General features: G+C 68.7%; 21 protein-coding genes and 1 pseudogene. 15 read left to right on the top strand and 7 right to left on the bottom strand.

The window, feature by feature from the left end; translation table 11 throughout:
* Window positions 1-28 precede the first annotated feature (28 nt).
* Window positions 29-190 (bottom strand): annotated as a pseudogene (locus PHLH3_RS17765) (general stress protein); the annotation flags it as partial.
* A gap of 288 nt (window positions 191-478) precedes the next feature.
* Here PHLH3_RS17765 and PHLH3_RS17760 point away from each other — a divergent pair.
* Complete coding sequence (locus PHLH3_RS17760; RefSeq protein ID WP_173177274.1) at window positions 479-703, top strand: PLD nuclease N-terminal domain-containing protein; 225 nt, start codon at window positions 479-481, stop codon at window positions 701-703.
* A 120-nt stretch (window positions 704-823) separates the two neighbouring features.
* Here the strand turns inward: PHLH3_RS17760 and PHLH3_RS17755 are convergent, their stop codons facing one another.
* Window positions 824-1,321 (bottom strand): BRO family protein, encoded by a 498-nt coding sequence (locus tag PHLH3_RS17755; protein ID WP_213625180.1) that lies wholly within the window; start codon window positions 1,319-1,321, stop codon window positions 824-826.
* A 156-nt stretch (window positions 1,322-1,477) separates the two neighbouring features.
* On the opposite strand from PHLH3_RS17755, the gene PHLH3_RS17750 reads away from it, so the two are divergent.
* The gene (locus PHLH3_RS17750) at window positions 1,478-1,669 is read left to right on the top strand and encodes a hypothetical protein (protein WP_213625179.1); all 192 of its coding nucleotides are present in this window, start codon (window positions 1,478-1,480) and stop codon (window positions 1,667-1,669) included.
* A gap of 324 nt (window positions 1,670-1,993) precedes the next feature.
* A complete protein-coding gene (locus tag PHLH3_RS17745; RefSeq protein WP_213625178.1) occupies window positions 1,994-2,152 on the top strand; it encodes a general stress protein in 159 nt (52 codons plus the stop codon).
* Between the two features lie 72 nt (window positions 2,153-2,224).
* On the opposite strand, the gene PHLH3_RS17740 is transcribed toward PHLH3_RS17745, so the two are convergent.
* On the bottom strand, window positions 2,225-4,798 hold the full coding sequence (locus PHLH3_RS17740) for a PAS domain-containing protein (RefSeq protein WP_213625177.1): 2,574 nt from the start codon (window positions 4,796-4,798) through the stop codon (window positions 2,225-2,227).
* Between the two features lie 188 nt (window positions 4,799-4,986).
* Here PHLH3_RS17740 and PHLH3_RS17735 point away from each other — a divergent pair, with 188 nt between their 5' ends.
* On the top strand, window positions 4,987-5,199 hold the full coding sequence (locus PHLH3_RS17735; protein ID WP_213625176.1) for a hypothetical protein: 213 nt from the start codon (window positions 4,987-4,989) through the stop codon (window positions 5,197-5,199).
* A gap of 13 nt (window positions 5,200-5,212) precedes the next feature.
* Here PHLH3_RS17735 and PHLH3_RS17730 read toward each other — a convergent pair whose 3' ends face one another.
* A complete protein-coding gene (locus tag PHLH3_RS17730) occupies window positions 5,213-6,259 on the bottom strand; it encodes a sensor domain-containing diguanylate cyclase (RefSeq protein WP_213625175.1) in 1,047 nt (348 codons plus the stop codon).
* A gap of 355 nt (window positions 6,260-6,614) precedes the next feature.
* On the opposite strand from PHLH3_RS17730, the gene PHLH3_RS17725 reads away from it, so the two are divergent.
* The 7 genes from PHLH3_RS17725 (at window position 6,615) to PHLH3_RS17695 (ending at window position 15,869) form a co-directional block, all read left to right on the top strand.
* Window positions 6,615-8,186: a sugar ABC transporter ATP-binding protein gene (locus PHLH3_RS17725; protein ID WP_213625174.1), complete on the top strand. Its 1,572-nt coding sequence runs from the start codon at window positions 6,615-6,617 to the stop codon at window positions 8,184-8,186.
* 31 nt (window positions 8,187-8,217) lie between these two features.
* Complete coding sequence (locus PHLH3_RS17720; protein ID WP_244863080.1) at window positions 8,218-9,204, top strand: ABC transporter permease; 987 nt, start codon at window positions 8,218-8,220, stop codon at window positions 9,202-9,204.
* A gap of 26 nt (window positions 9,205-9,230) precedes the next feature.
* A complete protein-coding gene (locus tag PHLH3_RS17715; RefSeq protein WP_213625172.1) occupies window positions 9,231-10,286 on the top strand; it encodes a substrate-binding domain-containing protein in 1,056 nt (351 codons plus the stop codon).
* Window positions 10,287-10,296: 10 nt separating this feature from the next.
* Window positions 10,297-10,962, top strand: a complete 666-nt coding sequence (locus tag PHLH3_RS17710) for a sulfite oxidase-like oxidoreductase (protein WP_213625171.1) — start codon at window positions 10,297-10,299, stop codon at window positions 10,960-10,962.
* Window positions 10,963-11,609: 647 nt separating this feature from the next.
* Window positions 11,610-13,994: a TonB-dependent receptor gene (locus PHLH3_RS17705; RefSeq protein ID WP_213625170.1), complete on the top strand. Its 2,385-nt coding sequence runs from the start codon at window positions 11,610-11,612 to the stop codon at window positions 13,992-13,994.
* A gap of 49 nt (window positions 13,995-14,043) precedes the next feature.
* Entirely contained in the window at window positions 14,044-15,411 is a 1,368-nt protein-coding gene (locus PHLH3_RS17700; RefSeq protein ID WP_213625169.1) for an APC family permease, read from the top strand.
* A complete protein-coding gene (locus tag PHLH3_RS17695) occupies window positions 15,408-15,869 on the top strand; it encodes a DUF3574 domain-containing protein (RefSeq protein WP_244862903.1) in 462 nt (153 codons plus the stop codon). The genes PHLH3_RS17700 and PHLH3_RS17695 overlap by 4 nt, the downstream gene beginning before the upstream one ends.
* A gap of 140 nt (window positions 15,870-16,009) precedes the next feature.
* On the opposite strand, the gene speE is transcribed toward PHLH3_RS17695, so the two are convergent.
* Window positions 16,010-16,858 carry a polyamine aminopropyltransferase gene (speE, locus tag PHLH3_RS17690; protein WP_213625168.1) on the bottom strand — a complete coding sequence of 283 codons (849 nt, stop codon included), beginning with the start codon at window positions 16,856-16,858 and terminating at the stop codon, window positions 16,010-16,012.
* Entirely contained in the window at window positions 16,858-17,319 is a 462-nt protein-coding gene (locus PHLH3_RS17685) for a DUF3574 domain-containing protein (RefSeq protein ID WP_213625167.1), read from the bottom strand. The genes speE and PHLH3_RS17685 overlap by 1 nt, the downstream gene beginning before the upstream one ends.
* 532 nt (window positions 17,320-17,851) lie before the next feature.
* Here PHLH3_RS17685 and PHLH3_RS17680 point away from each other — a divergent pair.
* The gene (locus tag PHLH3_RS17680; RefSeq protein WP_213624885.1) at window positions 17,852-18,823 is read left to right on the top strand and encodes an IS110 family transposase; all 972 of its coding nucleotides are present in this window, start codon (window positions 17,852-17,854) and stop codon (window positions 18,821-18,823) included.
* 120 nt (window positions 18,824-18,943) lie between these two features.
* Here the strand turns inward: PHLH3_RS17680 and PHLH3_RS17675 are convergent, their stop codons facing one another.
* Entirely contained in the window at window positions 18,944-20,014 is a 1,071-nt protein-coding gene (locus PHLH3_RS17675) for a helix-turn-helix domain-containing protein (RefSeq protein WP_333781760.1), read from the bottom strand.
* A gap of 103 nt (window positions 20,015-20,117) precedes the next feature.
* Here PHLH3_RS17675 and PHLH3_RS17670 point away from each other — a divergent pair, with 103 nt between their 5' ends.
* The 3 genes from PHLH3_RS17670 (at window position 20,118) to PHLH3_RS17660 (ending at window position 24,712) form a co-directional block, all read left to right on the top strand.
* Window positions 20,118-21,113, top strand: a complete 996-nt coding sequence (locus PHLH3_RS17670) for an ABC transporter substrate-binding protein (protein WP_213625165.1) — start codon at window positions 20,118-20,120, stop codon at window positions 21,111-21,113.
* 62 nt (window positions 21,114-21,175) lie between these two features.
* Window positions 21,176-22,294: an aryl-sulfate sulfotransferase gene (locus PHLH3_RS17665; RefSeq protein WP_213625164.1), complete on the top strand. Its 1,119-nt coding sequence runs from the start codon at window positions 21,176-21,178 to the stop codon at window positions 22,292-22,294.
* Between the two features lie 93 nt (window positions 22,295-22,387).
* A complete protein-coding gene (locus PHLH3_RS17660) occupies window positions 22,388-24,712 on the top strand; it encodes a TonB-dependent receptor (RefSeq protein ID WP_244862902.1) in 2,325 nt (774 codons plus the stop codon).
* Window positions 24,713-24,747: the final 35 nt, after the last annotated feature.

Below are 24,747 nucleotides of genomic sequence, written 5' to 3'. Positions count from 1 at the left end.
TGAGCGGAGCCTGGGCCCGTACTACGGATTACGAGCTACGACCACCGCCGTGGCTCTTCTGGCCGCCCTTGCGGCCCGCCTCGGAAGCGCGCTCGCGGTCGTTGGCGAAATTGCCGCCGCTGTTCTGCCCGCCCTTGCGGCCGGCTTCGGAGGCTTTTTCACGGTCGTTGCTGAAGTTGCCAGGGTTCTTGTTGCTCATGGTTCTACTCCTTGGGTGGCAGGCCGGGGTTGGCCTTACCTGAGTTCTGAGCGGGGCCGCCGGAAATTGTTCGACTCGCTTCGCGCTTCGCTAACTCACTGATCGACAAGCGGTTTTTCTGATGGCTGGGCGATGGCGCGGTGATGTGCGGAGGATGTCGCGGGCGCCCGGGATGGGTCGATTTCCTGAACCTGCAGGCGGATGGGCCTTCCAACCGGGTATGTGGATGGCACGGCGTTGCCTCCGACCGCTCACCGATCCACGACGGAGGACCCTCTCATGTCAGAACCCTTTTCCTACTTCTGGATCGCCATGGCGGCGATCCTGATCCTGCTGGACCTGTGGGCCATCATCAGCGTCTTCCGCAGCGACAAGACCGTGGGCACCAAGGCCCTGTGGGCGCTGGGCATCTCGATCTTCCCCATACTCGGCCTGGTCTACTGGGGCATCGCCGGGCCTCGCGGCGTGGTTAGCGGACCCTCGTCGCCGGAGCACAGCAAGTAGCCGGAATTCCACCCGCTCGGCGATGAGCCGAGCCGGGTGCGTCACCTTCACCTCCTTATCCACCCCGGGCACTCCACTTGGCCCGCGGTGGATTTTTTTTGGTGGCGTCCGCGCTGGCAATCAGCGCATCCGCATCCAGCTCGGCTCGTCGCTCAACGCGGGGTCATCGTGGGCGGCGAGGAACACCGGCAGGTCACGCCGGGCGATCCACAGGTCGCCCTGCCACTTGAGCACGTTCACCTGCTGGTTGGTCCAGGTCATGCGGGCGCGTAGCGGGGTGGCATCCGGGTCGCGGTGGCGGTCGTACAGGGTCGGCAACACCTCCTCGCTGAGCCAACGGCTGATGCAGCGGTGCTCGGGGTGGTTGAAGCGATACAGCAGGCGGTAGGCGCCGGCTTCACTGATGGCCAGCACCTCCTCGCTGTTGCCGCTGGCGTGGAGCAGCACGACGGCGCGGCGCTGATGCGGGTCGACCAGACGGACCATGCGATAAGGGCGCAGGGCGCCGATCAGCCGGGCGAAATCGTGGGCGACCAGCCAGGGCTGATTGTCGACCATCAGGGTGCGCAACTGGTGGTTGTGCCGCTGGAAAACGATGGGGATGCGTGCGTCGTGCATGGTGGAGCTCCAGTATGAATTGAGGAACTGCCACCGATGTCGTCAAACAATAGGGTGGCAGACCGCGCAGGGTTGACGAACCGGCATACTGGAAACCGGCAGACCCAAGGGTCTCCCTGCGCGATCTGCCATTGAACAGAGCAGTTGAAAAACTGCATGCGTGCCGATGCCTGCAAAAAACATTCGCTGTTTTTCGCATGCGTATTGGCTACGCATTCGCGCCAGTATGTTCGGATCGTCAAATCCGGCCGCGGGATTGACCGCGACCGGCGCAGCATAGGGAGCCGGGCGAAGGAGGGCAAGCCGGGCAGCGGATACACCTTCTTCGTGACCCTGTCCAGCATCTGAAATCGAAGGTGGCAAACCGCGCGGGGTTGACAGACCGGGCCCAGAGAACCGGCAGACCTTGAGGTCTCCCCGCGCGGTCTGCCAAATGACAGGCCGCTTCAAACCGCCCGCGTGAGGATGCCTGCAAAACGTCTGCCGTCAAACGCATGCACCTTCCAATACCCACCGTCGGGCAGGAGTTTTGGCCTGATATCGCCTTCCCATCAGAATTACCGTTTATCCATCAATGGCTTAGCGAAGCGGAAATCAGGGCGAACTGTTCGCGGCAGGCTCCATCAGAACTCATGAAGGCCAATTCCGGCCGTTCACAGAAGGAGACATTCCATGACTTCCAACAAGAACCCCGGCAACTTCGCCAACGACCGCGAGAAAGCATCCGAAGCGGGCCGCAAGGGTGGTCAGAGCAACGCTGGTGCTCCCGCCAGTGATCGGCAGAAGGCTTCCGATACGGGCCGCAAGGGTGGACAGCAAGGCCGTAGCTGACGTGGCAGAGGGGGCCCGTTGCGGCGGGTCCTCGCTCTCCTCACCTGTCGCCGGCCTGGTTTGGCGGCAGGCTCAACCCTTTCCGACCAGTTGCGCCACGCGCTCGGCCAGTTCCGCGCGGCGGAAGGGCTTGGCCAGTACCTCGATGCCTTCCGTCTGCGCAGGGGTGAGGTTCGAGTAGCCGGTGATGACCAGCACCGGCAGCGCGGGGGCACGCTGGCGCAGGTCGTCCACCAGCTGTGCGCCGGTACGGCCCGGCATCAGGTGGTCGGTGACCAGGATGTCCGGCTCCAGGCCGTCGTCCAGCAGGCGCAGCGCGGTGCTGGCCGAGTCGGCCTCGGTGACCCGGTAGCCCAGGTCGCGCAACTGCAGGGCGGTGGTATGGCGGACCATTTCCTCATCGTCCACCAGCAGCACATGGGTCGGCCGGGGCGCCTGGGGTTCGTCCACGGGAGCGGCTTCCTCGTCCTCCGCCCGGGTGTGGCTGAGCGGCAACCAGATGGTCACCCGCGTGCCGTTGCCCAGCGTCGAGTCGATGCCGATGCCGCCACCCGACTGCGCCGCCAGGCCCTGGACCATGGACAGGCCGAGGCCCGTGCCCTTGCCCACGCCCTTGGTGGAGAAGAAGGGTTCCAGGCAGCGCCCGAGCACGTCCGCGCTCATGCCGCTGCCGTTGTCCTCCACGCTCAGGCTCACGTACTGCCCGGCGGGCACGCCGCTCACCTGGCCCTCGGCGAGGTCGTCCCGCGTGGCGCTGATCACCAGCCCGCCACGGCCGTTCATGGCGTCGCGGGCGTTGACGGCGAGGTTGAGGATGGCGAGTTCGAGCTGGTGCGGGTCGACCGTCACCGCCGGCAGCCGCTCGGGAATGTCCAGCGCCACGTCGATCATCGGCCCCAGCGAGCGCTCCAGCAGGTCGCGCATGTCCTCCACCAGGGTGCGCAAGGCCACCGCCTGGGGCTTGAGGGTCTGCCGGCGGGCGAAGGTCAGCAGCCGCCCGACCAGGATGCGCGCGCGGTCCGCCGCCTGCAGCGCGCCGTCGATGAGGCTGCGGCTGCGGTCGTCGTCCAGGCGCCGGCGGATCAGCTCCAGGGAGGCCATGATCGGCGTCAGCAGGTTGTTGAAGTCGTGGGCGATGCCGCCAGTGAGCTGGCCGATGGTTTCCATCTTGCGGGCTTCGTGCAGCTGCGCCAGCGCCGCTTCACGCTGCGCGACCATGGCGGCGACACGCGCCTCCAGGCCCTCGTTCAGTTCCCGCAACTGGGTTTCGGCATGCACGCGCGAACTGATGTCCATGCACACGCAGAGCATGCCGTTGACGCGGCCGTGCTCGTCCACCAGCGGGGTGATCTGGCTGTGCACCCAAGCGGGTCGGCCGTCGGGGCGCCGGTAACGCTCGGTCAGCTCGACCGGCGAGCCGGCCTCCAGGGCGCGCTGGTGGAGGATCGACGAGGGGCCGTTGGGGTGGGTGATGTCCTGCTGGCGCAAGCCGAGCAGGGCCTCGCGTGGCCGGCCGACGATCTGGCAGTAGCGGTCGTTGACGCGGGTGAAGTTCCAGTTGCGGTCGTACACGGCGATGCCCGCGCTGGCCTGGTCGAACATCGCCGACAGCTGTGCCGAACTGGCATGCAGGGCGCGTTCGGCGCGCAGGTGGTTGATCAGCACCCAGGCCAGCTTGGCGGCTTCCTCGACCAGCCGTTGCTCGGGCTCCGAGAAGGCGTGGGGGCGGTCGTGGTGGATCGCCAGCACGGCTTCCAGCTGGCCGTGGCGCATCACCGGTACATGCAGCGTGGCGGCCAGGCCCAGCTCCAGGGCCAGCGCCGTTTCGCCGGACGCGAGGCCGGTTTCCTGGCGGATGTCCTCACGCGCGACGCTGTCGCCCGCCTGCAGGGAGGCCAGCAGCGAGGCGCCGAAATTGCGGTAGCGGTGGTGGCCGGCCGCGGAGCGTGCGCCGTTCAGGTATTCCTGGCGCACGCTGAAGGTCTGGCCGTCGCTGTTGTCCTCGCCGAACAGCACCCGGGCCGCGCCCAGTTCTTCGCCGAGCCGGCGCGCCGTGGTGGCGGCGATCTGCTCCGGGTCGCTGATGGAGGGCAGCGTCTGGCCGAGTTCGAGGAGAAAGGCCTGGCGCCGCTCGAAGCGCACGCGCTCGGTGGTCTCGCTGACGATGCACAGCACGCCGCCCACCGAGCCGTCGGCCTCGCGCACCGCCGAGTAGGACACGTCGAAATACACCGTCTCGCCCAGGCCGTGGCGCTCGATGTAGAAGGGGCGGTCCTTGGCCGCGAAAGTCTCGCCGGTCTCCAGCACGCCGCGCAGCAGGGGGCCGAGGTCGTCCCACAGCTCGCTCCAGTTTTCCCGCGCCGGTCGCCCCAGGGCGCGTGGGTGCTTGGCGCCGATGCTCGGGGCATAGGCGTCGTTGTACAGCGCCACGAACTCGGGCCCCCAGAACAGCACGATCTGCGCCTGGGCAGGCAGCACCATGGCCATCAGCGTCTTCAGCGCGGGCGACCAGTCTGGTGGCGGGCCGAGGAAGGCCGGATCGAAGTCGCCCTTCTTCAGGCGGGCGCCGATGTCGCCGCCGTTGTGCAGAAAACCGAGGATTCCGGGTGAGGAGGCGTTGCGTTCGGTGTCGTCAAACGATGGCATGGTCTCGGTCATGTTCTGCGCTGGGTCGGTTCAACAACTATGAGCGGCAAAGCTGCCCGGTGTTCCCTTGACCTGGCTTGCCGCCGCGCGCCGATAGAAGAAAGCAGGCCCTCAGGTCGACGACAAGGGGGAGGGCGGGATATTTCGACTGGTCTAATCTTTTCACTCTGCAGCCGAGGACGAGACCGATGGAAGACATTCGCCACACCGCCGTGAACGATGCCCTGTGGGTGGCCCTGGAGGCCGTGCTGGCCGCGGCCCTGGAGGCGGGGCTGGATCGCGAGCAACTGCTCCGCGCGGCCAAGCGCGAGGCCGCCACCGGGTTGAGCGCCAATGCCGTGCAGGCACCGGAGTTCATCGAACTGGCGGTGCTGCGCCGGCATATCGGCCCGAAGATCTGAGCGGAGCCCGCTTTTAGTGGCGGGTGAGCGTGGTGTCGCGCTTGCGCTGTTGCTTGATGCGGTACATCTCGCGGTCCGCACGGCGTATGGCCTCCTCGGCGTCGATGCCGTGCGGCAGCAACGCCACCACGCCCACGCTGGCGCCGGCGTAGTCGAGCCGCCCCTGCCCGCCGCCCATGTCGTAGTGGCCGAGGGTCGCACCGGCCAGGCGCTGCTGCAGGTGCTCGGCGGCGCGGAGCATCTCGCTCGCCAGGTCCAGTTGCTCGGAACGCGGGCCCAGGGCGACGACGATGAACTCGTCGCCCCCGGTTCGGCCCAGCATGTCGCTGGTGCGCAGGCTGCCTTGCAGCTTCCTGGCCACCTGGGCGAGGAACAGGTCCCCCGCCTGGTGGCCGTGGGTGTCGTTGATCGCCTTGAAACCGTCGAGGTCGACCACGCCCACCAGCAGGTAGCGCTCCTCGCGCTGGGCCAGCGCCAGCAGGCGCGGGATCTCGGCGAGGATGGCGCGGCGGTTCCACAGCCCGGTCAGCGCGTCGGTCAGGGCCAGCCTGGCGAGCTCCGCGTTGCTGCTCTGCAACTGCTCGACGAGCATTTCCCGCTCCAGGGAAATGCTCAGCAGCCCGGACAGCAGCATCAGCGTCGGCTGCACCTCCGGCGCATGCTCGATCTGGTTGGAGCTGGCGGCGCAGATGGTCCCCAGGAGACGGCCGTCGCGCGCTCGCAGCGGCGCGCTGGCATAGGTGCGGATGCCCAGCGCCCTGGCCGCGTCCGAATCCCCCCAGCACTCGGACACGTCGTTCGAGAAGAGGCGGTTCTCGGTCAGCGCTCGTTTGCAGAGGGTGTCGTCCCAGGGCACTGAAAGCCCCTCGGGTATCTCCATCTCCCCGGTGTTGCGGGCGAACTCCACACGCTGGGTGCCGGCGTCGAGGTCGATGGTGGTGAGGTAGGTCGATTCCATGCCGGTGACGCGGCTGAGGAGCGTCAGCAACGGACGGGTCAATTGCTCGACCGTCTTGGCTTCTGGAACGGTTTCAGAAAGAAGAGACAGTAGATTTTCCATGCTGAACTTCACTGGCGCATGACGGCGAGAATTGTTGCTCAACCTCCTTCCCGGTGAGTAGCTCCGTGATGTCGCGGTCTTCGATTATGCAGATTAGTCGACTTTTTCTGCGGCTTCGCTTGGCTGCGACCAACGACAGAACCCGGTCTCGCGGTGGGCTTCGTACCTCAACCCAACCTACGGGTTACTCCGGTTCCTGCCGATGCAACGGCCACCGGCGCGCCTCTTATATCCATATGCGAATCGGTTATTTATTTTCGGCTAATTGGTTATTTAGGCTATATGCGATCAACGAGGCGGTGCCGCTGAAAGCGCCGCCCCTGATGCATTCCTTCCGTTGCCTGCCGAGATCTCCATGACCGCTCCCCCAGTCACCCGCCCTGATGCCTTGGCCAGTGCCCTGGTCAGTGCCCGGGCGCTGGGCAAGTCGTTCGGCGCCAGCCCCGTGCTCCACGGCATCGACCTCGACCTGTTTCCCGGGGAAGTGGTGGCGCTGCTGGGGGCCAACGGTGCCGGCAAGTCGACCCTGGTCAAGGTGCTCGCCGGCAGCCATGGCCACGACGCCGGCGAGTTGCGGGTGCAGGGCAGGGCGGTGTGCTTCGCATCCCCCCAGGCGGCGCGCCGTGCCGGGATCGTCGCCGTGCACCAGCACGTGGACGACGCGGTGGTGCCGGGCCTCAGCGTGGCGGAGAACCTGGTGCTGGACGAACTCTGCCAGCCCGGCAACGGTGTCTGGGCCGGGCGGGGGCGGTTGCGTGAGCGCGCCGCGCACATCGCCGCCGGGCTCGATCTGCACCTGCCGCTGGATGCGCCCATCGAATCGCTGGGCACCGCCGAGCGGCAACTGGTGGTGCTGGCCCGCGCCCTGGCGCTGGAGCCGCGCCTGCTGATCCTCGACGAGCCGACCGCGTCGCTGTCGGCCAGCGAGGCCGAGCGCCTGTTCGCATTGATCGACCGCCTGCGCCAACGCGGCGTGGCGATCCTCTACATCTCCCATCGCCTGTCCGACCTGCAGCGCATCGCCGACCGCGCCATCGTCCTGCGCGATGGGCGCCTGGCCGGCGAGTTCGCCGCGCCGCTGGACCTTGCCGCCGCCGTGGTGGCGATGCTCGGCTCGGCCCTGGCGGCGGTCACGCTGGAGCGCCACGCCCCCGGCCGCGAGGTGCTGGCGGTGCGCGGATGCCGGCTCGATGCGCGCGGCGCGCCCTTCGACCTCAGCCTCCACGAGGGCGAGGTGGTGGCGCTCACCGGCCTGCTCGGTGCCGGCAAGAGCGAGATCGCCGAGCTGCTGTTCGGCCTGCGCCTCGCGGCTGCCGGGCGCATCACCCTCGACGGCCGGCCCTGGGCGCCGGCCTCGCCACGCCAGGCCATCGCCGGTGGCGTGTTCATGGCCACCGAGGACCGCACGCGCGGTTCCCTGGTGCCGGGCTTCTCCCTGGCGCGCACCCTGACCTTGCCGTTTCTCGCGCGCTTCAGCCGCGCCGGGTTCATCGACAGCCGCGCCGAACGCGACGCGGTGCAGGCCCAGGTGCAGGCGCTGGGCATCAAGTGCGCGGGCATCGAGGTGCCCATGGACACGCTCTCCGGCGGCAACCAGCAGAAGGTGGTGCTGGCCCGCTGGCTGCTCGGCGAGGGCCGCGTGCTGATCCTCGACGAGCCTTTCCAGGGCGTAGACATCCGCGCCCGCCGCGAGATCGGTGCGCGCATCCGCGCCAGCGCCGCCGGCCGCGCCACCCTGGTGATCTGCACCGACCCCGACGAGGCGCTGGAGATCGCCGACCGCATCCTGGTGGTGCGCGATGGCGCCGTGGTCGGTGGCCACGCCAATGACGGCCTGCAACGCGCCGACCTGGTGGCGCAACTGGCCGGTGTCCCCGCGCACCCCCTTCCCGACTACCCGCATCGCCAAGGAGCCGCGCGTGCCTGAATCCTCTTCGCCTTCCTCCTTCACCCCGCCCCTGGGGGCGACGCTGCTGCGCCTGGCCATCCACTACGGCCTGTTGCTGCTGCTGGGGCTGATCCTGGTGCTGTTCGCCGTGCTGGAACCGGCGTTCCTGCGGGTGGGCAACCTGTTCATCATCCTGCAGTCGGTGTCCATCGTCGCGCTGCTGGCCTTGGGCGTGACCCTGACCATGGCGGTGGGCGGGCTGGACCTGTCCATCGGCGCGGTGGCCGCCATGAGCCTGATGTGCGCCAGCTACGTGATGGTGGTGCTCGGCTGGGGGCCGGTGCCGGCGGTGGCCATCAGCCTGGCCTGCGGCGCGCTGGTGGGGCTGCTCAACGGCTTTCTCATCGTGCGCCTGGGGGTGCCGGACATCCTCGCCACCCTCGGCAGCATGTTCCTGGTCATCGGCCTGCAACTGATCCCCACCGGCGGCCGCTCCATCGCCGTCGGCATGACCCTGCCCAACGGCGATGAGGCCGCAGGCAGCTTCAGCGCTGCCTTCCTCGCCCTTGGCCGCGCGCGCCTGTGGGACACGGTGCCGGTGCCCGTGGTGGTGATGCTGGTGGTGGCACTGCTGGTGTGGGCCTTCCTCGAACGCACGCGCTTCGGCCGGGTGTTCTACGCCATCGGCGGCAACGAGCGGGCGGCGCGCCTGGCCGGTGCCCCGGTGGAGCGCTACAAGCTGCTGGCCTACGTGCTTTCCGCCTCGCTGGCCTCGCTCGGCGGGCTGCTGCTGGCGGCGCGCCTGGGGCGCGGCGACGTCAGCTCCGGCAACGGCCTGGTGCTCGACGCCCTGGGCGCCGCGCTGATCGGCTTCGCCGTGCTCGGCGCGCGCAAGCCCAACGCCTTCGGCACCCTGGTAGGCGCCTTGCTGGTGGCGACCCTGCTCAACGGCCTGACCATGCTCAACGCGCCTTACTACGCCCAGGACTTCGTCAAGGGCGCGGTGCTGGTGCTGGCGCTGATGTTCACCTTCGGCCTCGCCCAACGCGCGCGCTGAACCCTCTTCAGAAAAAGGAACCCGACATGCCTGCATTGATCACTCGCGCCCTGCGTCGCCTCGCAGCCGGCGCCCTGGCCCTGTCCCTCGCCGCTGGCGCCAGCGGCGCCGGCATCGAGGGTGCTCCGGCCCCCTTCGACAAGGGCGGCGTGCGCATCGCCCTGGTCGGCTACCTGTTCTCCGGCGACTTCCCCGAGGCCTACCTGCGCGGCGTGGAGAAGCAGTCCAGGGCCCTGGGCGTCGACCTGCGCCTGTTCGATGCCCGCCAGCAGGCAGCGACCCAGCGCGAGCAGCTGGAGCAGGCCATCGACCTGGGCGTGGACGGCATCATCGTCCAGCTCGGCCTGGCGGAAACCCTCAAGGACACCGTCGACAAGGCCGTGGCCAAGGGCATCAAGGTGGTGGCCTTCGACGTCGAGCTGGGCAACCCCGGCGTGACCCAGATCGAGCAGGACCACCACGCCCTGGCGCAACTGGCCCTGGACCAGGCGCTGAAGGACAACGGCAACGCCTTCCAGGCCGGCTACGTGTTCATCGGCGGCTTCACCCCCATGGAGCGTCGCGACGAGATCTGGCGCCAGGTCAAGGCGGCCAACCCCGGCATCGTCGAGAAGGCCCGCTTCGGCACCCTCAACCCGCCCATCGCCAACTCGGTGGCGGACCAGGCCAGCGCCGTGCTGCGCGCCAACCCCGGCCTGCAGGTGATCTTCGCGCCCTTCGACGAGTTCGCCAAAGGCGCCAAGATCGCCGTCGACGAAGCCGGCCTGGGCGAGCAGGTGAAGATCTACAGCGCCGACATCTCCACCGCCGACATCCAGATCATGAAGGAGCCGGGCAGCGCCTGGGCCGCCACCGCCGCAGTGAACCCGGAAGTGGCCGGCGCCATCAGCGTGCGCACCCTGGCCCAGCGCATCGCCGGGGAAGAGACCGGTCCCCGCGTGCAGGTGCCCGCCACCCTGATCACCCGCCAGCAGCTGCTGGACCTGGACGTGAAGAACGTGCGCGACCTGGCGCAGAAGCTGCCGGCCTTCGGCGAGGCGGCCAGCGTCGCCCGCTCGCCGTGGATTCCCCTGGCCGACTGAGGCGACCGACATGCACGACAAGGCATCACGGTTGCGCAAGGCGAGGGCGGTGAAGAACGACCCGGCCCACGGCACGCGCCTGCCACCGGGGCAGGTGCTCACCGAGCGCTTCCCCATCCTTCACGAGGGCGAGGTGCCGCAGTACAGGCTGGCCGACTGGTCGCTGCGCCTGCACGGCGCGCTGTCCAGGCCCCTGGAGCTGCGCTTCGACGACCTGTTGCAGCTGCCGCAGCGCGAGGTGCGCTGCGACATCCACTGCGTTACCCGCTGGTCGAAGTTCGACACCCGCTGGCGCGGCGTGCACCTGGGCGACCTGCTGCAGGCCCACGGCATCGAGCCGCAGGGCGCCTTCGTCATGGCCCACGCCGACACGGACTACCAGACCAACCTCGCCCTGGCCGACCTGCTGCATCCCGACAGCCTGCTGGCGCTGGCCTACAACGACCAGCCGCTGACGCCCCAGCACGGCTGGCCGCTGCGCCTGCTGGTGGCCGGACGCTACTTCTGGAAGAGCGCCAAGTGGCTGCGCGCCCTGGAGTTCACCACCGAGGAGGCGCCGGGCTTCTGGGAGCGCAATGGCTTCCACCTGCACGCCGACCCCTTCCTCGAACAGCGCTTCTCCGGCGAGGCGCTGGACATCCCCGAGGACGAGTGGCAGCGCAAGGCGTACGACTGAACGACGCAGGCCAGCGGAGTAAGGCCCCCCGCAGGGTGGACCGGTGAAGCGTGGTCCACCCTGCACCCGGCAATACGCTGTGCTCCGGGGCCAGAGCCTGGCGTAGGGTGGAGGTCGCTTTTTACCTCCACCAGCGAAGGTGGGCTCAACTTCCAGCACCCCTTATTGGAACGTGCTCTTCCGCGCCCGCGAAACTTGCCAAGCAAAGTTCCATTAATTGCCAGGTTCAATAACCAGGAATTGAACTTGAACTGTATTTCCAGTGCTGCTCCAGCAACATCTATTGCTGCTGTAGCAGCAACTTTCTTGATTCCGCTTATAAGCCGGCTGCGCGATATAACCTAAGTGTTATTCGTTATTTTGCCCGTCCGGCGGGCTCGTCTAGGATCGGCCTCCAGGACACCCCATCAGGCATGGATGCCGCTCTAAAACGAGATACCAGGCCACCTCGCAAAGAGGCAGGACCCGGTCGGCACTGCCCCCGTTGCACGACGAATCAGAACGTGCCGCCGCTGTTAAGCGGGCGCTTCCGTTCAACTTCGCGATGGCAACTTGAAGACCATTTAAAACAGCATCCATCTGTCGGGACGGCAACTTCCAGGGGTTGGCCAACTGCCCGTCAAAAGTGCGACCAAGGAGTAATTCGCATGCATCGCCGTTCCTTCCCCTTGTTGGGCGCCGCCGTGCTCACGGCATTGGCGCAAGCCCCCGCACACGCCCAGGAAGCCACCAGCAGCGCCGACGATTCGACCCGCCTCGGCACCGTGTTGGTCACCGGCACCCGCGCCAAGAACCGCACCGTGCTCGATTCGCCCGTGCCGGTGGACGTGCTCACCGCCGAGGACCTGAAGTCCACCGGCGCGGTCAACGGCGAACTGGGCCAGGCCCTGCAGACGCTGCTGCCGTCCTTCAGCCTGCCGCGCCAGTCCAACTCCGGCGGCGCCGACCACGTGCGTGCCGCCCAGCTGCGCGGCATGAGCCCGGACCAGGTGCTGGTGCTGGTCAACGGCAAGCGCCGCCACACCTCGGCGCTGGTCAACGATTCCTCGAAGATCGGCCGTGGTACCGCCCCGGTGGACTTCAACTCCATCCCCATCAGCGCGGTGAAACGCATCGAAGTGCTGCGTGACGGCGCCGGCGCCCAGTACGGCTCCGATGCCATCGCCGGGGTGATCAACATCATCCTCGACGACGCCCCTGAAGGCGGCGAGGTCTCCACCACCTATGGCGCCTACCACACCCACCAGAGCGCCATCCACGAGACCACCACCGACGGCCAGAACAGCGCCACCACGGCCAAGATCGGCACGCGCCTGGGTGAGGACGGTTTCATCCGCGGCGGCGCCGAATACAAGGACCGCAACCCCACCAACCGCGCCGGCTTAGACGGCTTCGCCGACACCCCCGGCCAGCGCAACTACGTGATGGGCGACGGCGACGCCCGCGACATCAACACCTGGTTCAACGGCAAGCTGGCCCTGGGCGACATCGAGGCCTACACCTTCGGCACCTACAACCACCGCACCACCACCGGTGCCGAGTTCTACCGCTACCCCAGCGAGCAGCCGGCGTTCTACCCCAACGGCTTCCTGCCGCAGTCCCTCGGCACCAACCAGGACCTGTCCCTCACCGGCGGCTTCAAGGGCCTGATCGGCGAAGACTGGGACTACGATGCCAGCCTCACCCACGGCCGCAACCTGTTCGAATCCGCCACCAAGCGCACCCTCAACGCCTCCCTCGGCGCCGCCTCACCGACCCGCTTCGACACCGGCGAGTACGAGCTGCGCCAGACTGTAGGCAACCTCGACTTCACCCGCGAGCTGAGCCTGCTGGGCACATCCTTCGCCCTGGCCCTGGGCGGCGAGTACCGCTACGAGAACTACCTGACCCGCGCCGGCGACGAGGCCTCCTACGTCGGCACCGGCGCCGACGGTGCCAGCGGCCTGCGCCCCAGCGAGGAAGTGGACCTGGACCGCAACGTGTTCGGCACCTACGCCGAGCTCTCGGGGGACCTCACCGACCGCCTGTTCGTCGATGCCGCCACCCGCTGGGAGCGCTACGACGACGCCGGCAGCAAGCTCACCGGCAAGCTCAGCGGCCGTTACCGCCTGACCGACGCCGTGGCCCTGCGCGGCGCCGTGTCCAACAACTTCCGCGCGCCGTCCCTGGCCCAGGTGGGCTTCCAGCACACCACCAGCAACTTCGGCACCGGCGGCACCCTCACCGACATCCGCGTGCTCTCGGTCAACGACCCCATCGCCCGCGCCCTGGGTGCCGAGGACCTGGACCCGGAGACCTCGAAGAACTTCAGCATCGGCCTCACCGCCCAGCTGAGCGAGCGCTTCGACCTGTCGTTCGACGTGTTCCGCATCGACGTGAAGGACCGCATCACCCTGTCCCAGCGCATCGGCAGCGACGCCCTGGAGCAGTACGTGCTGGACAACTTCGGCGTGGCCGGGGTGCACGACGTCAACTTCTTCACCAACGCCGCCGACACCCGCACCGACGGGGCCGAGCTGGTGCTCAACTATCACCAGCCCTTCGCCGACGGCCAACTGGGGGTGACCACCGCCTACACCTACAACCACACCAAGGTCACCGCCACCAAGGGCACGCCGTCGCAGCTCGCCGCCCTGGGCATCGGCAACGACGCGCTGGTGGGCGTGGAGGAGCGCAACACCCTCACCGACGCCGCACCGCGTGATCGCTTCGTCCTCTCCACCACCTGGAGCAACGCCAACTGGAGCCTGCTGGGCCGCCTCACCCGCCAGGGCGAGACCACCCGCGTGTTCGACTTCGGCACCTCGCAGCCGGAGCAGACCTACGACGCCGTGTGGCAGCTCGATGCCGAGGTGCAATACAAGTTCACCCCGCAGTTCAGCGTCGCCCTGGGCGGCAACAACCTCACCGACCAGTACCCGGAGCGCTCCAGCTCGGAGATCAACTACGGCGGCAACCTGCCGTACGACGTGCTCTCGCCGGTCGGCTCCAACGGCGCGTACTACTACGCCCGCGCCACCTACGGCTTCTGACCGAGCCGGCCGCCCACCCGGGGCGGCCAGGCCCCTGCCGGAGGCGGGCATGAGCGACACCCCAAGCGCCGGGCCACGGCGTCACCTCGGCGTGCTGCAGGCGCTGCTGGTGACCCTGGGCATGGTGATCACCACCGATATCCTCAAGACCGCGCCCACCGTGGCGCTCAACGTCGGCGCCGAGCATTTCTACCTGGTGTGGGTGCTTGGCGGCCTGCTGTCCATGGTCGGCGCGCTGTGCTTCGCCGAAATGGCCACGGCCTTTCCCCACCCCGGCGGCGACTACCACTTCCTCCACCGTGCCTACGGCGAGCGGGTGGGCTTCCTCTTCGCCTGGTCGCGCTTCGCCGTGCTGCACACCGGCTGGATCGCGCTCTCGGCCTTTCTCTTCGCCGACTACTTCACCGCCGTGCTGCCCCTCGGGCACCACGGTGCAGGGCTGTTCGCCGGGGCGCTGATCGTCGCCCTGGTGCTGGTCAACCTGCTCGGCGTGCGGGTCGGCTTCCTCACCCAGACGCTGCTGGTGAGCCTGCTCACCCTGGGCTTCCTGACCATTGTCTCGGGCGGCGCCTGGCTGGCCTGGCAGGGCGTCGCAGTGCCGCCGCCGAGCAATCCGCTGCCGTCGGAAAGCGGCGGGGTGGCGGGCTTCTCGGCGGCGATGATCTTCGTCTTCCTCGCCTTCGGTGGCTGGAGCGACGCGGCCACGCTGTCGGCGGAGATCCGTGACGGCCGGCGCGGGCTCTTCATCGCCATGCTCGGCGCGCTGCTGCTCCTGCTGGGCATCTACCTGGCGCTGAACTGGGCCTTCATCCAGGGCCTGGGGTTCGATGGCCTGGCGGCCAGCGGCGCACCGGCGGTGGAGCTGCTGGGCCGCGCCTTCGGTGCACCGGGTGTCGGCGTGATCCTGCTGGTGGTGGGCGTTTCCGCCGTGGCCAGCATCAACTCCACGCTGATGGTCGGTGCCCGCACCACCTACGCCGCTGCCCGCGACGTGCCCTCGCTGCACCGCCTCGGCCACTGGGACGACAGCCACGGCGTGCCGCGCCGTGCACTGCTCGCCGAAGGCGGCGTGGCGCTGCTGCTGGTGGCCTTCGGCAGCTTCGCCGAGAGCGGCTTCAACGCCATGGTGGAATACATGACCCCGGTCTACTGGCTGTTCATGGCCCTCAGCAGCCTGGCGCTGATCATCCTCCGCCGTCGCCACCCCGAGGTGCCGAGGCCGGTGCGGGTGCCGCTCTATCCGCTGCTGCCGCTGCTGTTCTTCGCCCTGTGCCTGTACATGCTCTGGTCGAGCCTGGCCTATGTCGGCTACGGCGCCTTCGTCGGCGTCGCCGTGCTCGCCCTGGGCGCGCTGTTGCAGGGGCTGCTGGCCTGGCGCGGCGGTTCGGCGACCGGCGAAGGCGAGGTGCTCTCATGACTGTCTGGAAATTGCTACGCGGGCTGGTGGTGGTGGTCCTGGTGGCATCCTTGGCCGGTGCCGCACTGCTGCTGGCAAGCCGCAGCCCGCTGGCCGGCGATGGCCACCCACGGGAGCACGCCATGCTGCGCACCGAGCTCTACTTCGGCGCCATCGAGCCTGCAGCGTGGGAGCGCTTCCTCGCCGAGGAGGTGACGCCGCGCTTCCCCGACGGCCTCAGCTGGTACGACGTCAACGGCCAGTGGCGCGGGCCGAGCGGCAAGCCGGAGAAGCTGCCCTCGCGCATCCTCTTGCTGATCCACGCCGACAACGCCGCCAACCGCGAGGCCCTGGCCGAGATCGGCGCAGTATTCCTCGCCCGGCATGGCATGGCGGTGCTCAAGGTCTCCAGCCCCGTCACCGCCAGCGACCCCGACTGGACCGACGACCGCGTGAAGAACCGCCAGCTGGCGCCCTGAAGGCAGAGCACGAATGATGGGCTTGCGTAGGGTGGATGACGCTCTTTTCATCCACCAGGCGGAGTGACCGGCGAGCACGAACGGTGGACCGATGAAGCGCGGTCCACCCTACGTCCGGCCTGGCGCCTGCGCGGGGAAATTCACCCTTCGATCAACTCGCGCATGTACTGCGGCAGGGCGAATGCGGCCTGGTGCACCTCGGCGTTGTAGTAGCGGGTGCGCAGGCCGCTGGCAGCGAAGCGTTGCTGCAGGGTGGCGAGGTCGGTGGCGCGGGCGCGGTGGCTGTTGCTGGCCCAGCCGAAGCTCATGGCGCCGCCGATGTAGGTGGGCACCGCCGCGAGGAAGAAGCCCCAGTCGGCGAAGGTGGCCGCCAGGTGGCGCGCGGTGCCGCTCAGCTCGTCCGGCTGCAGGAAGGGCACGCCGTTCTGGGTGGCGAGCACGCCGTCGGCGTTCAGGCAGCGCTGGCAGTTGCGGTAGAAGTCGGCGCCGAACAGGCTGCTGGCGGGGCCGCCCGGGTCGGTGGAGTCGCTGATGATCACATCGAAGCGCTCCTCGGTGGTGGCGACGAAATCCAGACCGTCGCCGATCACCAGGCGCAGGCGCGGGTCGTCCAGCGCGCCGGCCGAATGCTGCGGCAGGTGCTCGCGGCACAGCGCGATCACCTCGGCGTCGATCTCCACCGCGACGATTTCCTCGATGCCGGCATGGCGCACGATCTCGCGCAGGATGCCGCCGTCCCCGACGCCGATCACCAGCACCCGGCGTACCGCGCCGTGGGCGAGGATCGGCACGTGGGCCAGCGTCTCGTGGTAGATGAATTCGTCGGCCTCGGTGGTCTGTACCACGCCGTCCAGGGCCATGACGCGGCCGAAGCGGGCGTTGCGGAAGATCACCAGGTGCTGCTGGTCGGTATGGCCTTCATGCAGCAGCTCATCGATGCGCAGCTGCTGGCCGTAGCCCTCGTAGAGGGTTTCCCGGTAGTCGGCCATCAGAACGACACGTCCGCCGGTTGCGACAGGCGCAGCACCGAGAGGTCGCCGGTGATGCGTTTCCAGGCCAGGCGGATGGCTTCGATATTGGCGTCGTGGCGCGGGGTGTCCTCGTGGAGGATGACGATGACCTTGGTGCTCAGGCGCTCGGGTTGCGCGGCTCCCTTGTCGCGCCACTGGCCGTAGGCGTCATAGGCGGTGAAGCCGTCGGGGAAGCGCGCCGTCACCTCCTGGTCGATGAACTCGCGCCAGCGCGCCGGGCTGACGCTGCCCGGGCCACCCTCCAGCGGGCCCACGGAGAAGTACAGCTCGGTGCGCAGCCAATGCGCCTGCGCCGGCCGCGAGGCGTCGCCCTGCAGGGTGGAGCTGGTGGGGTTGGTGGTGTGGACCGACGCGGGCGGCGTCGCCGCGCATCCCGCCAGGGCCAGGAGGAGGGCGGGGAACAACAGGCGAGGGGACATGCAGGAATCCTTGTGCGAGCACGCTTCCGGACGTGCGGGGAGGGCTGGGACCCGCACTATAGAGCGCCGCCTTAATTCCCTGAAGGATGTAAAAATTAGATTGATAGATCGTTTTCGCATAACGGTATCGCTGATACCGCCACGTGCCGCGTAGGGGCGATCGTACGGCGACTGCCGGGGCGACTGTAGGGGCGACTTCAGTCGCCAAGCAGCCCGCAGGGCTGCCCTCCCACGGTGTTCCCCGAGGCACTGCGGGTGCTCGCCGGCCACCCCGCTGGTGGATGAAAAGAGCGTCATCCACCCTTGTATCTCGACTAAATACCTCCACAGGGGTAATAGTCCCCGACTGATCATCGGGGAGGGGCTGGAAGTCGTGTCCACCCTTAGGCCGCGAGCCTGCAACGTAGATAGTGCTCCGCCCCTCCACACTCACTCGAAAAATCCGAACGGTATCCAGAGCCTCGAGCTCGCATCTACAAGGTTGGGTCGGGTGCAGTGATGATCGCGTCTGAACGGATCGGAAGGAGTACTCATGCCCAGCGTCATCGGCCTCGACATCGCCAAACACACCTTTGACCTCGCCACCCTGCAGCCCAACGGCAAGTACCGCACCAAGGCCAAGCTGGCCAACGACAAAGCGGGTTTCGCCGTCTTGCGCGACTGGCTGAACAAACACAGCGAACCCGGTGCCTGGGTCGTGATGGAGGCCACCGGCATCTACCATGAAGCCCTGGCCGAATGGCTGTTGGAGCACGGCTATCGGGTCTGTGTCCTCAACCCGGCGCAGATCGCCCACTACGCCCGTAGCCAGTTGCAGCGGGTGAAGACCGACAAGGTCGACGCCAAGCTGATCGCCGAATACGGCGAGCGCCATCAGGACAGTCTGCGTCCCTGGCAACCCGAGCCCCGTGCCGTGCGGCGCTTGAAAGCCCTGGTACGGCGCCTGGAGGACCTGCGCGAAATCGAGCAGATGGAGCGCAACCGCCTGGAAGTGGCCGATGCCAGCGTCCAGGCCTCGATCCAGTCGGTGCTGGAACATGTCGGGCAGGAGATCGAAGAGACCCTCAAGGCGATCGACGACCACATCGACAACGACCCGGATCTGCGCGGCAAGCGCGACCTGCTGACCAGCATCGACGGGATCGCCGACAAGACCGCTGCCCTGCTCCTGGCGGAGCTGGGCGACCCACTGCGCTTCGCCAACAGCCGCGCCGTCACTGCCTTTGCCGGGCTCAATCCGCGGCTGCAGGAATCCGGGAACCACCGGGGACAAACGCGCATCTCCAAGACGGGCTCATCGCGCCTGCGGGCCGGCCTGTTCATGCCCGCGATCAGCGCCCTGACGTACAACGAGGCGATCAGGGCCCTGAGCGAACGGTTGAGGGCGAAGGGCAAGACCGGCAAGCAGATCGTCTGCGCAGCGATGCGCAAGCTGCTGAGCATCGCCTACGGCGTCTTGAAATCAGGCCGGCCATTTGACGCAAAACTGGCCCTTGCTCACTAGGAATCAAGACGGTATCTACGCAGGGTCAGCTCTGCGCGGCGGTGCAGCATGGGTTTCGCACGGCTCTACCCATCCTACGTGTGGGAGCGGCTTCAGCCGCGAAAGACTTGCCGCCGGCCCCTATTGCGCCAGCTGCTCCAGGGCGATGGCGAGGCGGTTGTCATGGCGGTAGCCGGTCTGGCCCTGGGCGGGGAGGCTGTCGGTCTGTTGCGGGGCGCGGGCCTGGGCGCGGTAGGCGAGGGGGCTGGTGCCGAGCTGGCGCTGGAAGCTGCGGCGCATGCGTTCCTCGTTGCCGAAGCCGGTGGTCTCGGCGATGCGCTTGATGGGCTCGGCGCTGGTTTCCAGCAGCCGGCAGGCGGCTTCCAGGCGCAGTGTCTCCACGGCCTGGGCCGGGGTGCCGCCGGTGGCGGCGGCATAGGCACGGGCGAAGTGGCGCGGACTCATGCCGACGCGTTCGGCCAGGCGCTCGACGCGCAAATCGGCGTCGAGGTTCTCCGCCATCCAGGCGTGCAGGCGCACCAGGCGCAGGTCACGGTCGCTGCGCAGGGCGTCGCTCTGCGCCTTCAGCGAGGCGCTGAGCTGCGGCTGCTCGGCCGAACGGTGGATGAACAGGGTGAAGTAGCGCGCCAGCGCCAGGGCGGCGTGGGGGCCGAGGTCCTGCTCCAGCAGGGCGAGGCCGAGGTCGATGCCCGCCGAGGCGCCGCCGCAGGTCCACAGGTTGTCGTCGTGCAGGTACAGCGCGTCGCGTTCCACGCGCAGCGCCGGGTAGCCCTGTTGCAGGTCCTCGGCGAACTTCCAGTGGGTCACCACGCGGCGCCCGTCCAGCAGGCCTGCAGCGGCCAGGGCGAAGGCGCCTGTGCCCACCGAGCACAGGCGGCGGGCGCTGGGGGCATGGCGACGCAGCCAGGCGATGGCGTCGGCATCGGTCTCCAGCCGCGACACGCCCGGCCCGCCGATGACGATCAGCGTGTCGATGTCCGGCACCTCGCGCGCCACCTGCTCCAGCGAGCGGGTGCACACCTGGATGCCGGAAATGGTCTCGATTTCGCCGCCCTCGGGGGAGGCCAGCACCACGCGGTAGGGCGGGTGCTCGGCCAGCTCGCCACCGAGCACGCGGGGCGCGGCGGCGAACACCTCCAGGGGCCCGGCGGCATTCAGCAGCAGGGCGCCGGGGAAGGCCAGGACCAGCACGGAGCGGGGCGCCGCGATGGCAGAAAAGGTGGGGTGTTTGACATGGAGGCGAGCGCGGGGCGTCGACATACTGGGGCCAGCCTTGATTCAGAGACCCGCGACGATGCGCCGATTCCTTTCCGCTGCCAAGCACCTGCCACTGCTCGCCCTGCTGTGCGCCGGGCCGGCCCACGCCGAGCCGTCGCCCCTGGCGGCCCGGCCCGCCACCGAGCTGGCCGGCGCCGAGCTGGAGGTGGGCGACCAGAGCGGCCTGGTCCAGGCGCTGCTGGCGGCGGCGGGTGAGGACCGCGACTTGCCGTACCGCCTCGACTGGCACCCCTTCACCGCCGGGCCGGCGCTGATGGAGGCGCTCAACGCCGCCGCCGTGGACGTGGGCGTGGTGGGCAACGCGCCGCCGGTGTTCGCCCAGGCCGGTGGCTTCGACGTGCGCATCATCGCCGCCGCCGAAGGCGCGCAGAACAACAACGCGCTGCTGGCACCGGCGGATTCGCCCCTGCACAGCGTCGCCGAGCTCAAGGGCAAGCGCGTCGCCGTGGCCAAGGGCTCCAGCGGCCACTACCTGCTGCTGGCCGCGCTGGCCGGCGCGGGGCTGAAGATCGGTGATATACAGGTGCTCTACGCCAGCCCCGTGGATGCTCAGAACGCCTTCGCCAGCGGCCGCCTCGACGCCTGGGCGGTGTGGTACCCCTTCGTCGGCCAGGCCACCTCACGGGGCGCGCGGCGCCTTGTGGATGGCAGCCCCTGGCCCGAGACCGGCCTCAACTTCACCGTCGCCAGCCTGGCCGCCCTGAACGACCCGCTGAAGGCCGACCTGCTGGGCGACTTCGTCCAGCGCCTGGCCCGCGCCCAGGCCTGGGCCACCGCCAACCCCGGCCCCTGGGCGGAGCACCTGGCCGGCGTCACCCGCCTGCCGCTGCCCCTGGTGCAGGAGATGCTGCAGCAGCAGAGCCTGCGCTACGTGCCCCTGGACGGCCGCGTCAGCGCCCTGCAGCAGCGCCTGGCCGACGCCTTCGCCGAGGCGCGGCTGATCCCCCGGCCGCTGCAGGTGGGCGAGGCCTTCGACGACCGTTACAACCGCCTGCTCCCCAGCGCCCACTGACCCCCCAGCCCGACCGCCATGCCGCACCCGCCGGCAGGGCGGCGCTCACCCGGAGAAACCCCATGCCCCCACTCGATTCCACCACCCTGCGCCGCCACGCCACCGGCCTGATCGCCGTCGACCACGAGCGCTCCGCCGGCGGCTATACCCTGTTCGCCCCGCAGACCGCCGGCGGCAAGGTCTTCCTCATCGACATCGACGGCAACGAGGTGCACCGCTGGCAACTGCCGCAGCGCCCCGGCCGCGATGCGGTGCTGCTGGCCAACGGCAACCTCGGCTACAACGGCAACCACCCGGACTCGCCCGAGCTGTTCCCGGGCTGGTCGGTGTGGCACGGCGGCGCCTTCTCCGAGGTGACCCCGGAGGGCGAGGTGGTCTGGCAGCACACCGATCTCGCCCACCACCACGACGCCCAGTGGCTGGCCAACGGCAACCTGCTCTACACCACCGCCGAGCCCTTGCCCAAGCCCATCGCCGCGCGCGTGCAGGGCGGCATCCCCGGCAGCGAGGCGCCGGGCGGGGTGATCTATGGCGACGTGGTCAAGGAGGTCGACCGCACCGGTGCCACCCTCTGGGAATGGCGCAGCTGGGAGCACCTGGCGCCGGAGGACTACCCGCTGCACGACTGCTTCGAGCGCTACCACTGGCCGATGACCAACGCGGTGAGCCCTGGGCGCGACGGCAAGGTGATCCTCAGCCTGCGCAGCGTCTCCTCGGTGATCGCCGTGGAGCGGGCCAGCGGCCGCGTGCTCTGGCGCCTGGGCCACGACATCGTCGCCCAGCAGCATTGCCCCAGTGAGCTGGAGGACGGCCGCGTGCTGGTGTTCGACAACGGCATCTCGCGCCCGCACATCTCCATGCCCCATTCGCGGGTGATCGAGGTCGACCCCATCGCCCAGCGCATCGAATGGCAGTACGCCGACACCCCCGGCTACGCCTTCTTCACCCCCTTCATGGGCGGTGCCCAGCGCCTGGAGAACGGCAACACGCTGATCACCGAGGCCAACTTCGGCCGGCTGTTCGAGGTCACCCGCGAGGGCGCCGTGGTGTGGGAGTACATCAACCCGCATTTTGCCGCCTACCCGGACGCCGCCTCGCGGGCCTACCTGCCGGGCGAGAACAACGCCATCTTCCGCGCGCACCGCTACCCGGCGCGGGACATCCCCTGGCTGCGCGGCTGACCGCGCGGCTTCACCCATCCACCCACGACCACCACCCGATCACGCTTACGCAGACCACGCGCAGCGAGGGTCCACTCATGACCGGAGTCCATGATGACCACGCCCTTCAACCGGCCCCCCTGCGCGTCCGCCCTGCGGATGCTGGTTCCCACCCTCGTCGCCCTGGCCTGCGCGCCGGGCCATGCCTCGGCGGCCGGGCGCACACCCGGCGCCACGGCCGGTGACACCACCCTGCAAGCGGTGACGGTCAACGCCCGCCGCCGCACCGAAGAGGCGCAGTCGGTGCCGACACCGATGACCGTGCTTTCGGCACAGACCCTGGAAGAGCAGCGCCTGTACCGCGTGCAGGACCTGCAGCAGGCGATGCCCAGCCTCAATGTCGCCTTCATGCATGCGCGGCAGTCGAGCCTGTCCATCCGTGGCCTGGGCAACAACCCGGCCAGCGATGGCCTGGAAGGCAGCGCCGGCATCTACCTGGACAACGTCTACCTGGGGCGCCCGGGGATGGCGGTATTCGACCTGCTGGACATCGAGCAGCTGGAATTGCTGCGCGGCCCGCAGGGCACGCTGTTCGGCAAGAACACCACCGCCGGCGTGCTCAACATCGGCACCCGCAAGCCGAGCTTCACCGCCGAGGGCAGCGTCTCCAGCTCCATCGGCGAGGACGGCTACGTGCAGAACCAGGGCAGTTTCTCCGGCCCCCTGAGCGAGACCCTGGCCGGGCGCCTGTCGGCCTACCGCACCCGCGAGAACGGCTACGTGGAGAACGAGCACGATGGCCACACCCTGGGCGGCGGCACCCGCCAGGGCTTCCGTGGGCAATTGCTGTTCGAGCCGAACGAGGCCTTCAACCTGCGCTGGATCGCCGACTACAACGAAGAGGATTCCAGCGCCGGGACGCGCTCGCTGTTCAGCACCGGGCCGACCATCAACGGCGTCAACCGCTACGAGCAGCGCGCCGCCGCCGTGGGCGCGAGCCTGGTGCGCGGGCGCCACGTCAACCTGGACGCGGACCAGAGCGTGAAGGTGTTCCAGGGCGGCACTTCGCTGGAGGCCAACTGGACCCTGCCCAACGACTTCACCCTGACCTCCATCAGCGCCTACCGCTGGTGGGACTTCACCCCGCGCAACGACGATGAGCTGAATGTGCGGGTGATGGACAACGTCGGCCAGTCCGCCCGCGATAAGCAGTACTCCCAGGAACTGCGCCTGGCATCGCCCACCGGCGGCGCCTTCGACTACGTGCTCGGCGCCTATTACTTCCGCCAGGAAATGCGCAACGAGGTGTTCACGTACTACGGTCCCCTGGCCGACACCTGGAACGGCACGCCGGCCGGCGCGCTCAACGACGTCACCAGCATCGGCAAGGGCCGGATCGACACCGACAGCTTCGCGCTGTTCGCCCAGGGCACCTGGCACCTCACCGAGCGCCTCGATTTCACCGCCGGGGTGCGCGGCACCTACGAGGAGAAGCAGGCGCGGGTCGGGCGCAATGCCCCCGTAGGCGGCGCCGCCGTGAGCGGTGCGGCGGCCTCGGTACGCAATGCGCGGGTCGGCGCCTACGACTCGGGCGACCTGGCGCAGTACAGCTTCAGCCCCTCGGCGCTGCTCAGCCTGGCCTACCGCTTCGACGACCGGGTGCTGGGCTATGCCTCGCTGTCCCATGGCGAGAAGTCCGGCGGGGTGAACCTCAGCGTGGCCAGCGCCCCGGTGGCGGGGGCGGACTCGCTGCTGATCGGCACCGAGCGCGCCAATGATGCCGAGCTGGGCATCAAGAGCACGCTGCTGGACAACCGCCTGCAGCTCAACGCGAACCTGTTCTGGACGGTGGTCCACGGCTATCAGGCCAACGCCTACGACGACGTCAACCTCACCAGCTACCTCACCAACGCCGGCAGCGTGCGCAGCCGGGGCGCGGAGTTCGAGGCGACCCTGCGCCCCATTCGCGGGCTGACCCTGAACGCCAACGGCTCGTACAACGACGTGCGCTACCTCGCCTACGAGGACGCCCCCTGCCCGGCGGAAGTGGCCCTGCGCCCCGGCGCACCGGCCTCGTGCGACCTCAGCGGGCACAACGTGGTCGGCGCCTCGAAGTGGATCTTCAACGGCAACGGCACCTACGAATGGCAGCTGGAGACGGTGCGCCCGTACCTCAACGCCAGCTACGCCTTCCGCTCCCACGCGGTGGGCACCATCGACGACTCGCGCTACGCCCAGTTGCCCAGCTACGCCCTGGTCAACCTCGCCACCGGCGTGCGCGGCGACCTCGGGGACGGCCAGTGGGACGTGTCGCTGTGGCTGAAGAACGCCTTCGACAAGACCTACTACACCACCCTGTGGAACTCGCCGAACGGCGCCTACACCGGCGTGCTCGGCACCCCGAGGACGCTGGGGATGACGGCGCGGTACGACTTCTGAGGCAGGCATGCGTGTGTGCTGCAAGGTCGCTTGGT

It is taken from the genome of Pseudomonas sp. Pc102 (assembly GCF_018408275.1).
Classification (GTDB): Bacteria; Pseudomonadota; Gammaproteobacteria; order Pseudomonadales; family Pseudomonadaceae; genus Metapseudomonas; species Metapseudomonas tohonis.
The sequence above is the reverse complement of the archived record's forward strand: the minus strand, read 5'-3'. Positions and strand labels throughout refer to the sequence as shown.

Excerpts from the sequence above, each read along its gene's own strand:
- PHLH3_RS17660 (WP_244862902.1), top strand. The coding sequence starts at position 22,388 with ATGACCACGCCCTTCAACCGGCCCCCCTGCGCGTCCGCCCTGCGGATG.
- PHLH3_RS17760 (WP_173177274.1), top strand. The coding sequence starts at position 479 with ATGTCAGAACCCTTTTCCTACTTCTGGATCGCCATGGCGGCGATCCTG.
- speE (WP_213625168.1), bottom strand. The coding sequence starts at position 16,858 with ATGGCCGACTACCGGGAAACCCTCTACGAGGGCTACGGCCAGCAGCTG.
- PHLH3_RS17750 (WP_213625179.1), top strand. The coding sequence starts at position 1,478 with ATGCGTGCCGATGCCTGCAAAAAACATTCGCTGTTTTTCGCATGCGTA.
- PHLH3_RS17700 (WP_213625169.1), top strand. The coding sequence starts at position 14,044 with ATGAGCGACACCCCAAGCGCCGGGCCACGGCGTCACCTCGGCGTGCTG.
- PHLH3_RS17740 (WP_213625177.1), bottom strand. The coding sequence starts at position 4,798 with ATGCCATCGTTTGACGACACCGAACGCAACGCCTCCTCACCCGGAATC.
- PHLH3_RS17745 (WP_213625178.1), top strand. The coding sequence starts at position 1,994 with ATGACTTCCAACAAGAACCCCGGCAACTTCGCCAACGACCGCGAGAAA.
- PHLH3_RS17710 (WP_213625171.1), top strand. The coding sequence starts at position 10,297 with ATGCACGACAAGGCATCACGGTTGCGCAAGGCGAGGGCGGTGAAGAAC.
- PHLH3_RS17755 (WP_213625180.1), bottom strand. The coding sequence starts at position 1,321 with ATGCACGACGCACGCATCCCCATCGTTTTCCAGCGGCACAACCACCAG.
- PHLH3_RS17715 (WP_213625172.1), top strand. The coding sequence starts at position 9,231 with ATGCCTGCATTGATCACTCGCGCCCTGCGTCGCCTCGCAGCCGGCGCC.
- PHLH3_RS17665 (WP_213625164.1), top strand. The coding sequence starts at position 21,176 with ATGCCCCCACTCGATTCCACCACCCTGCGCCGCCACGCCACCGGCCTG.
- PHLH3_RS17735 (WP_213625176.1), top strand. The coding sequence starts at position 4,987 with ATGGAAGACATTCGCCACACCGCCGTGAACGATGCCCTGTGGGTGGCC.
- PHLH3_RS17695 (WP_244862903.1), top strand. The coding sequence starts at position 15,408 with ATGACTGTCTGGAAATTGCTACGCGGGCTGGTGGTGGTGGTCCTGGTG.
- PHLH3_RS17730 (WP_213625175.1), bottom strand. The coding sequence starts at position 6,259 with ATGGAAAATCTACTGTCTCTTCTTTCTGAAACCGTTCCAGAAGCCAAG.
- PHLH3_RS17705 (WP_213625170.1), top strand. The coding sequence starts at position 11,610 with ATGCATCGCCGTTCCTTCCCCTTGTTGGGCGCCGCCGTGCTCACGGCA.
- PHLH3_RS17685 (WP_213625167.1), bottom strand. The coding sequence starts at position 17,319 with ATGTCCCCTCGCCTGTTGTTCCCCGCCCTCCTCCTGGCCCTGGCGGGA.
- PHLH3_RS17680 (WP_213624885.1), top strand. The coding sequence starts at position 17,852 with ATGCCCAGCGTCATCGGCCTCGACATCGCCAAACACACCTTTGACCTC.
- PHLH3_RS17670 (WP_213625165.1), top strand. The coding sequence starts at position 20,118 with ATGCGCCGATTCCTTTCCGCTGCCAAGCACCTGCCACTGCTCGCCCTG.
- PHLH3_RS17725 (WP_213625174.1), top strand. The coding sequence starts at position 6,615 with ATGACCGCTCCCCCAGTCACCCGCCCTGATGCCTTGGCCAGTGCCCTG.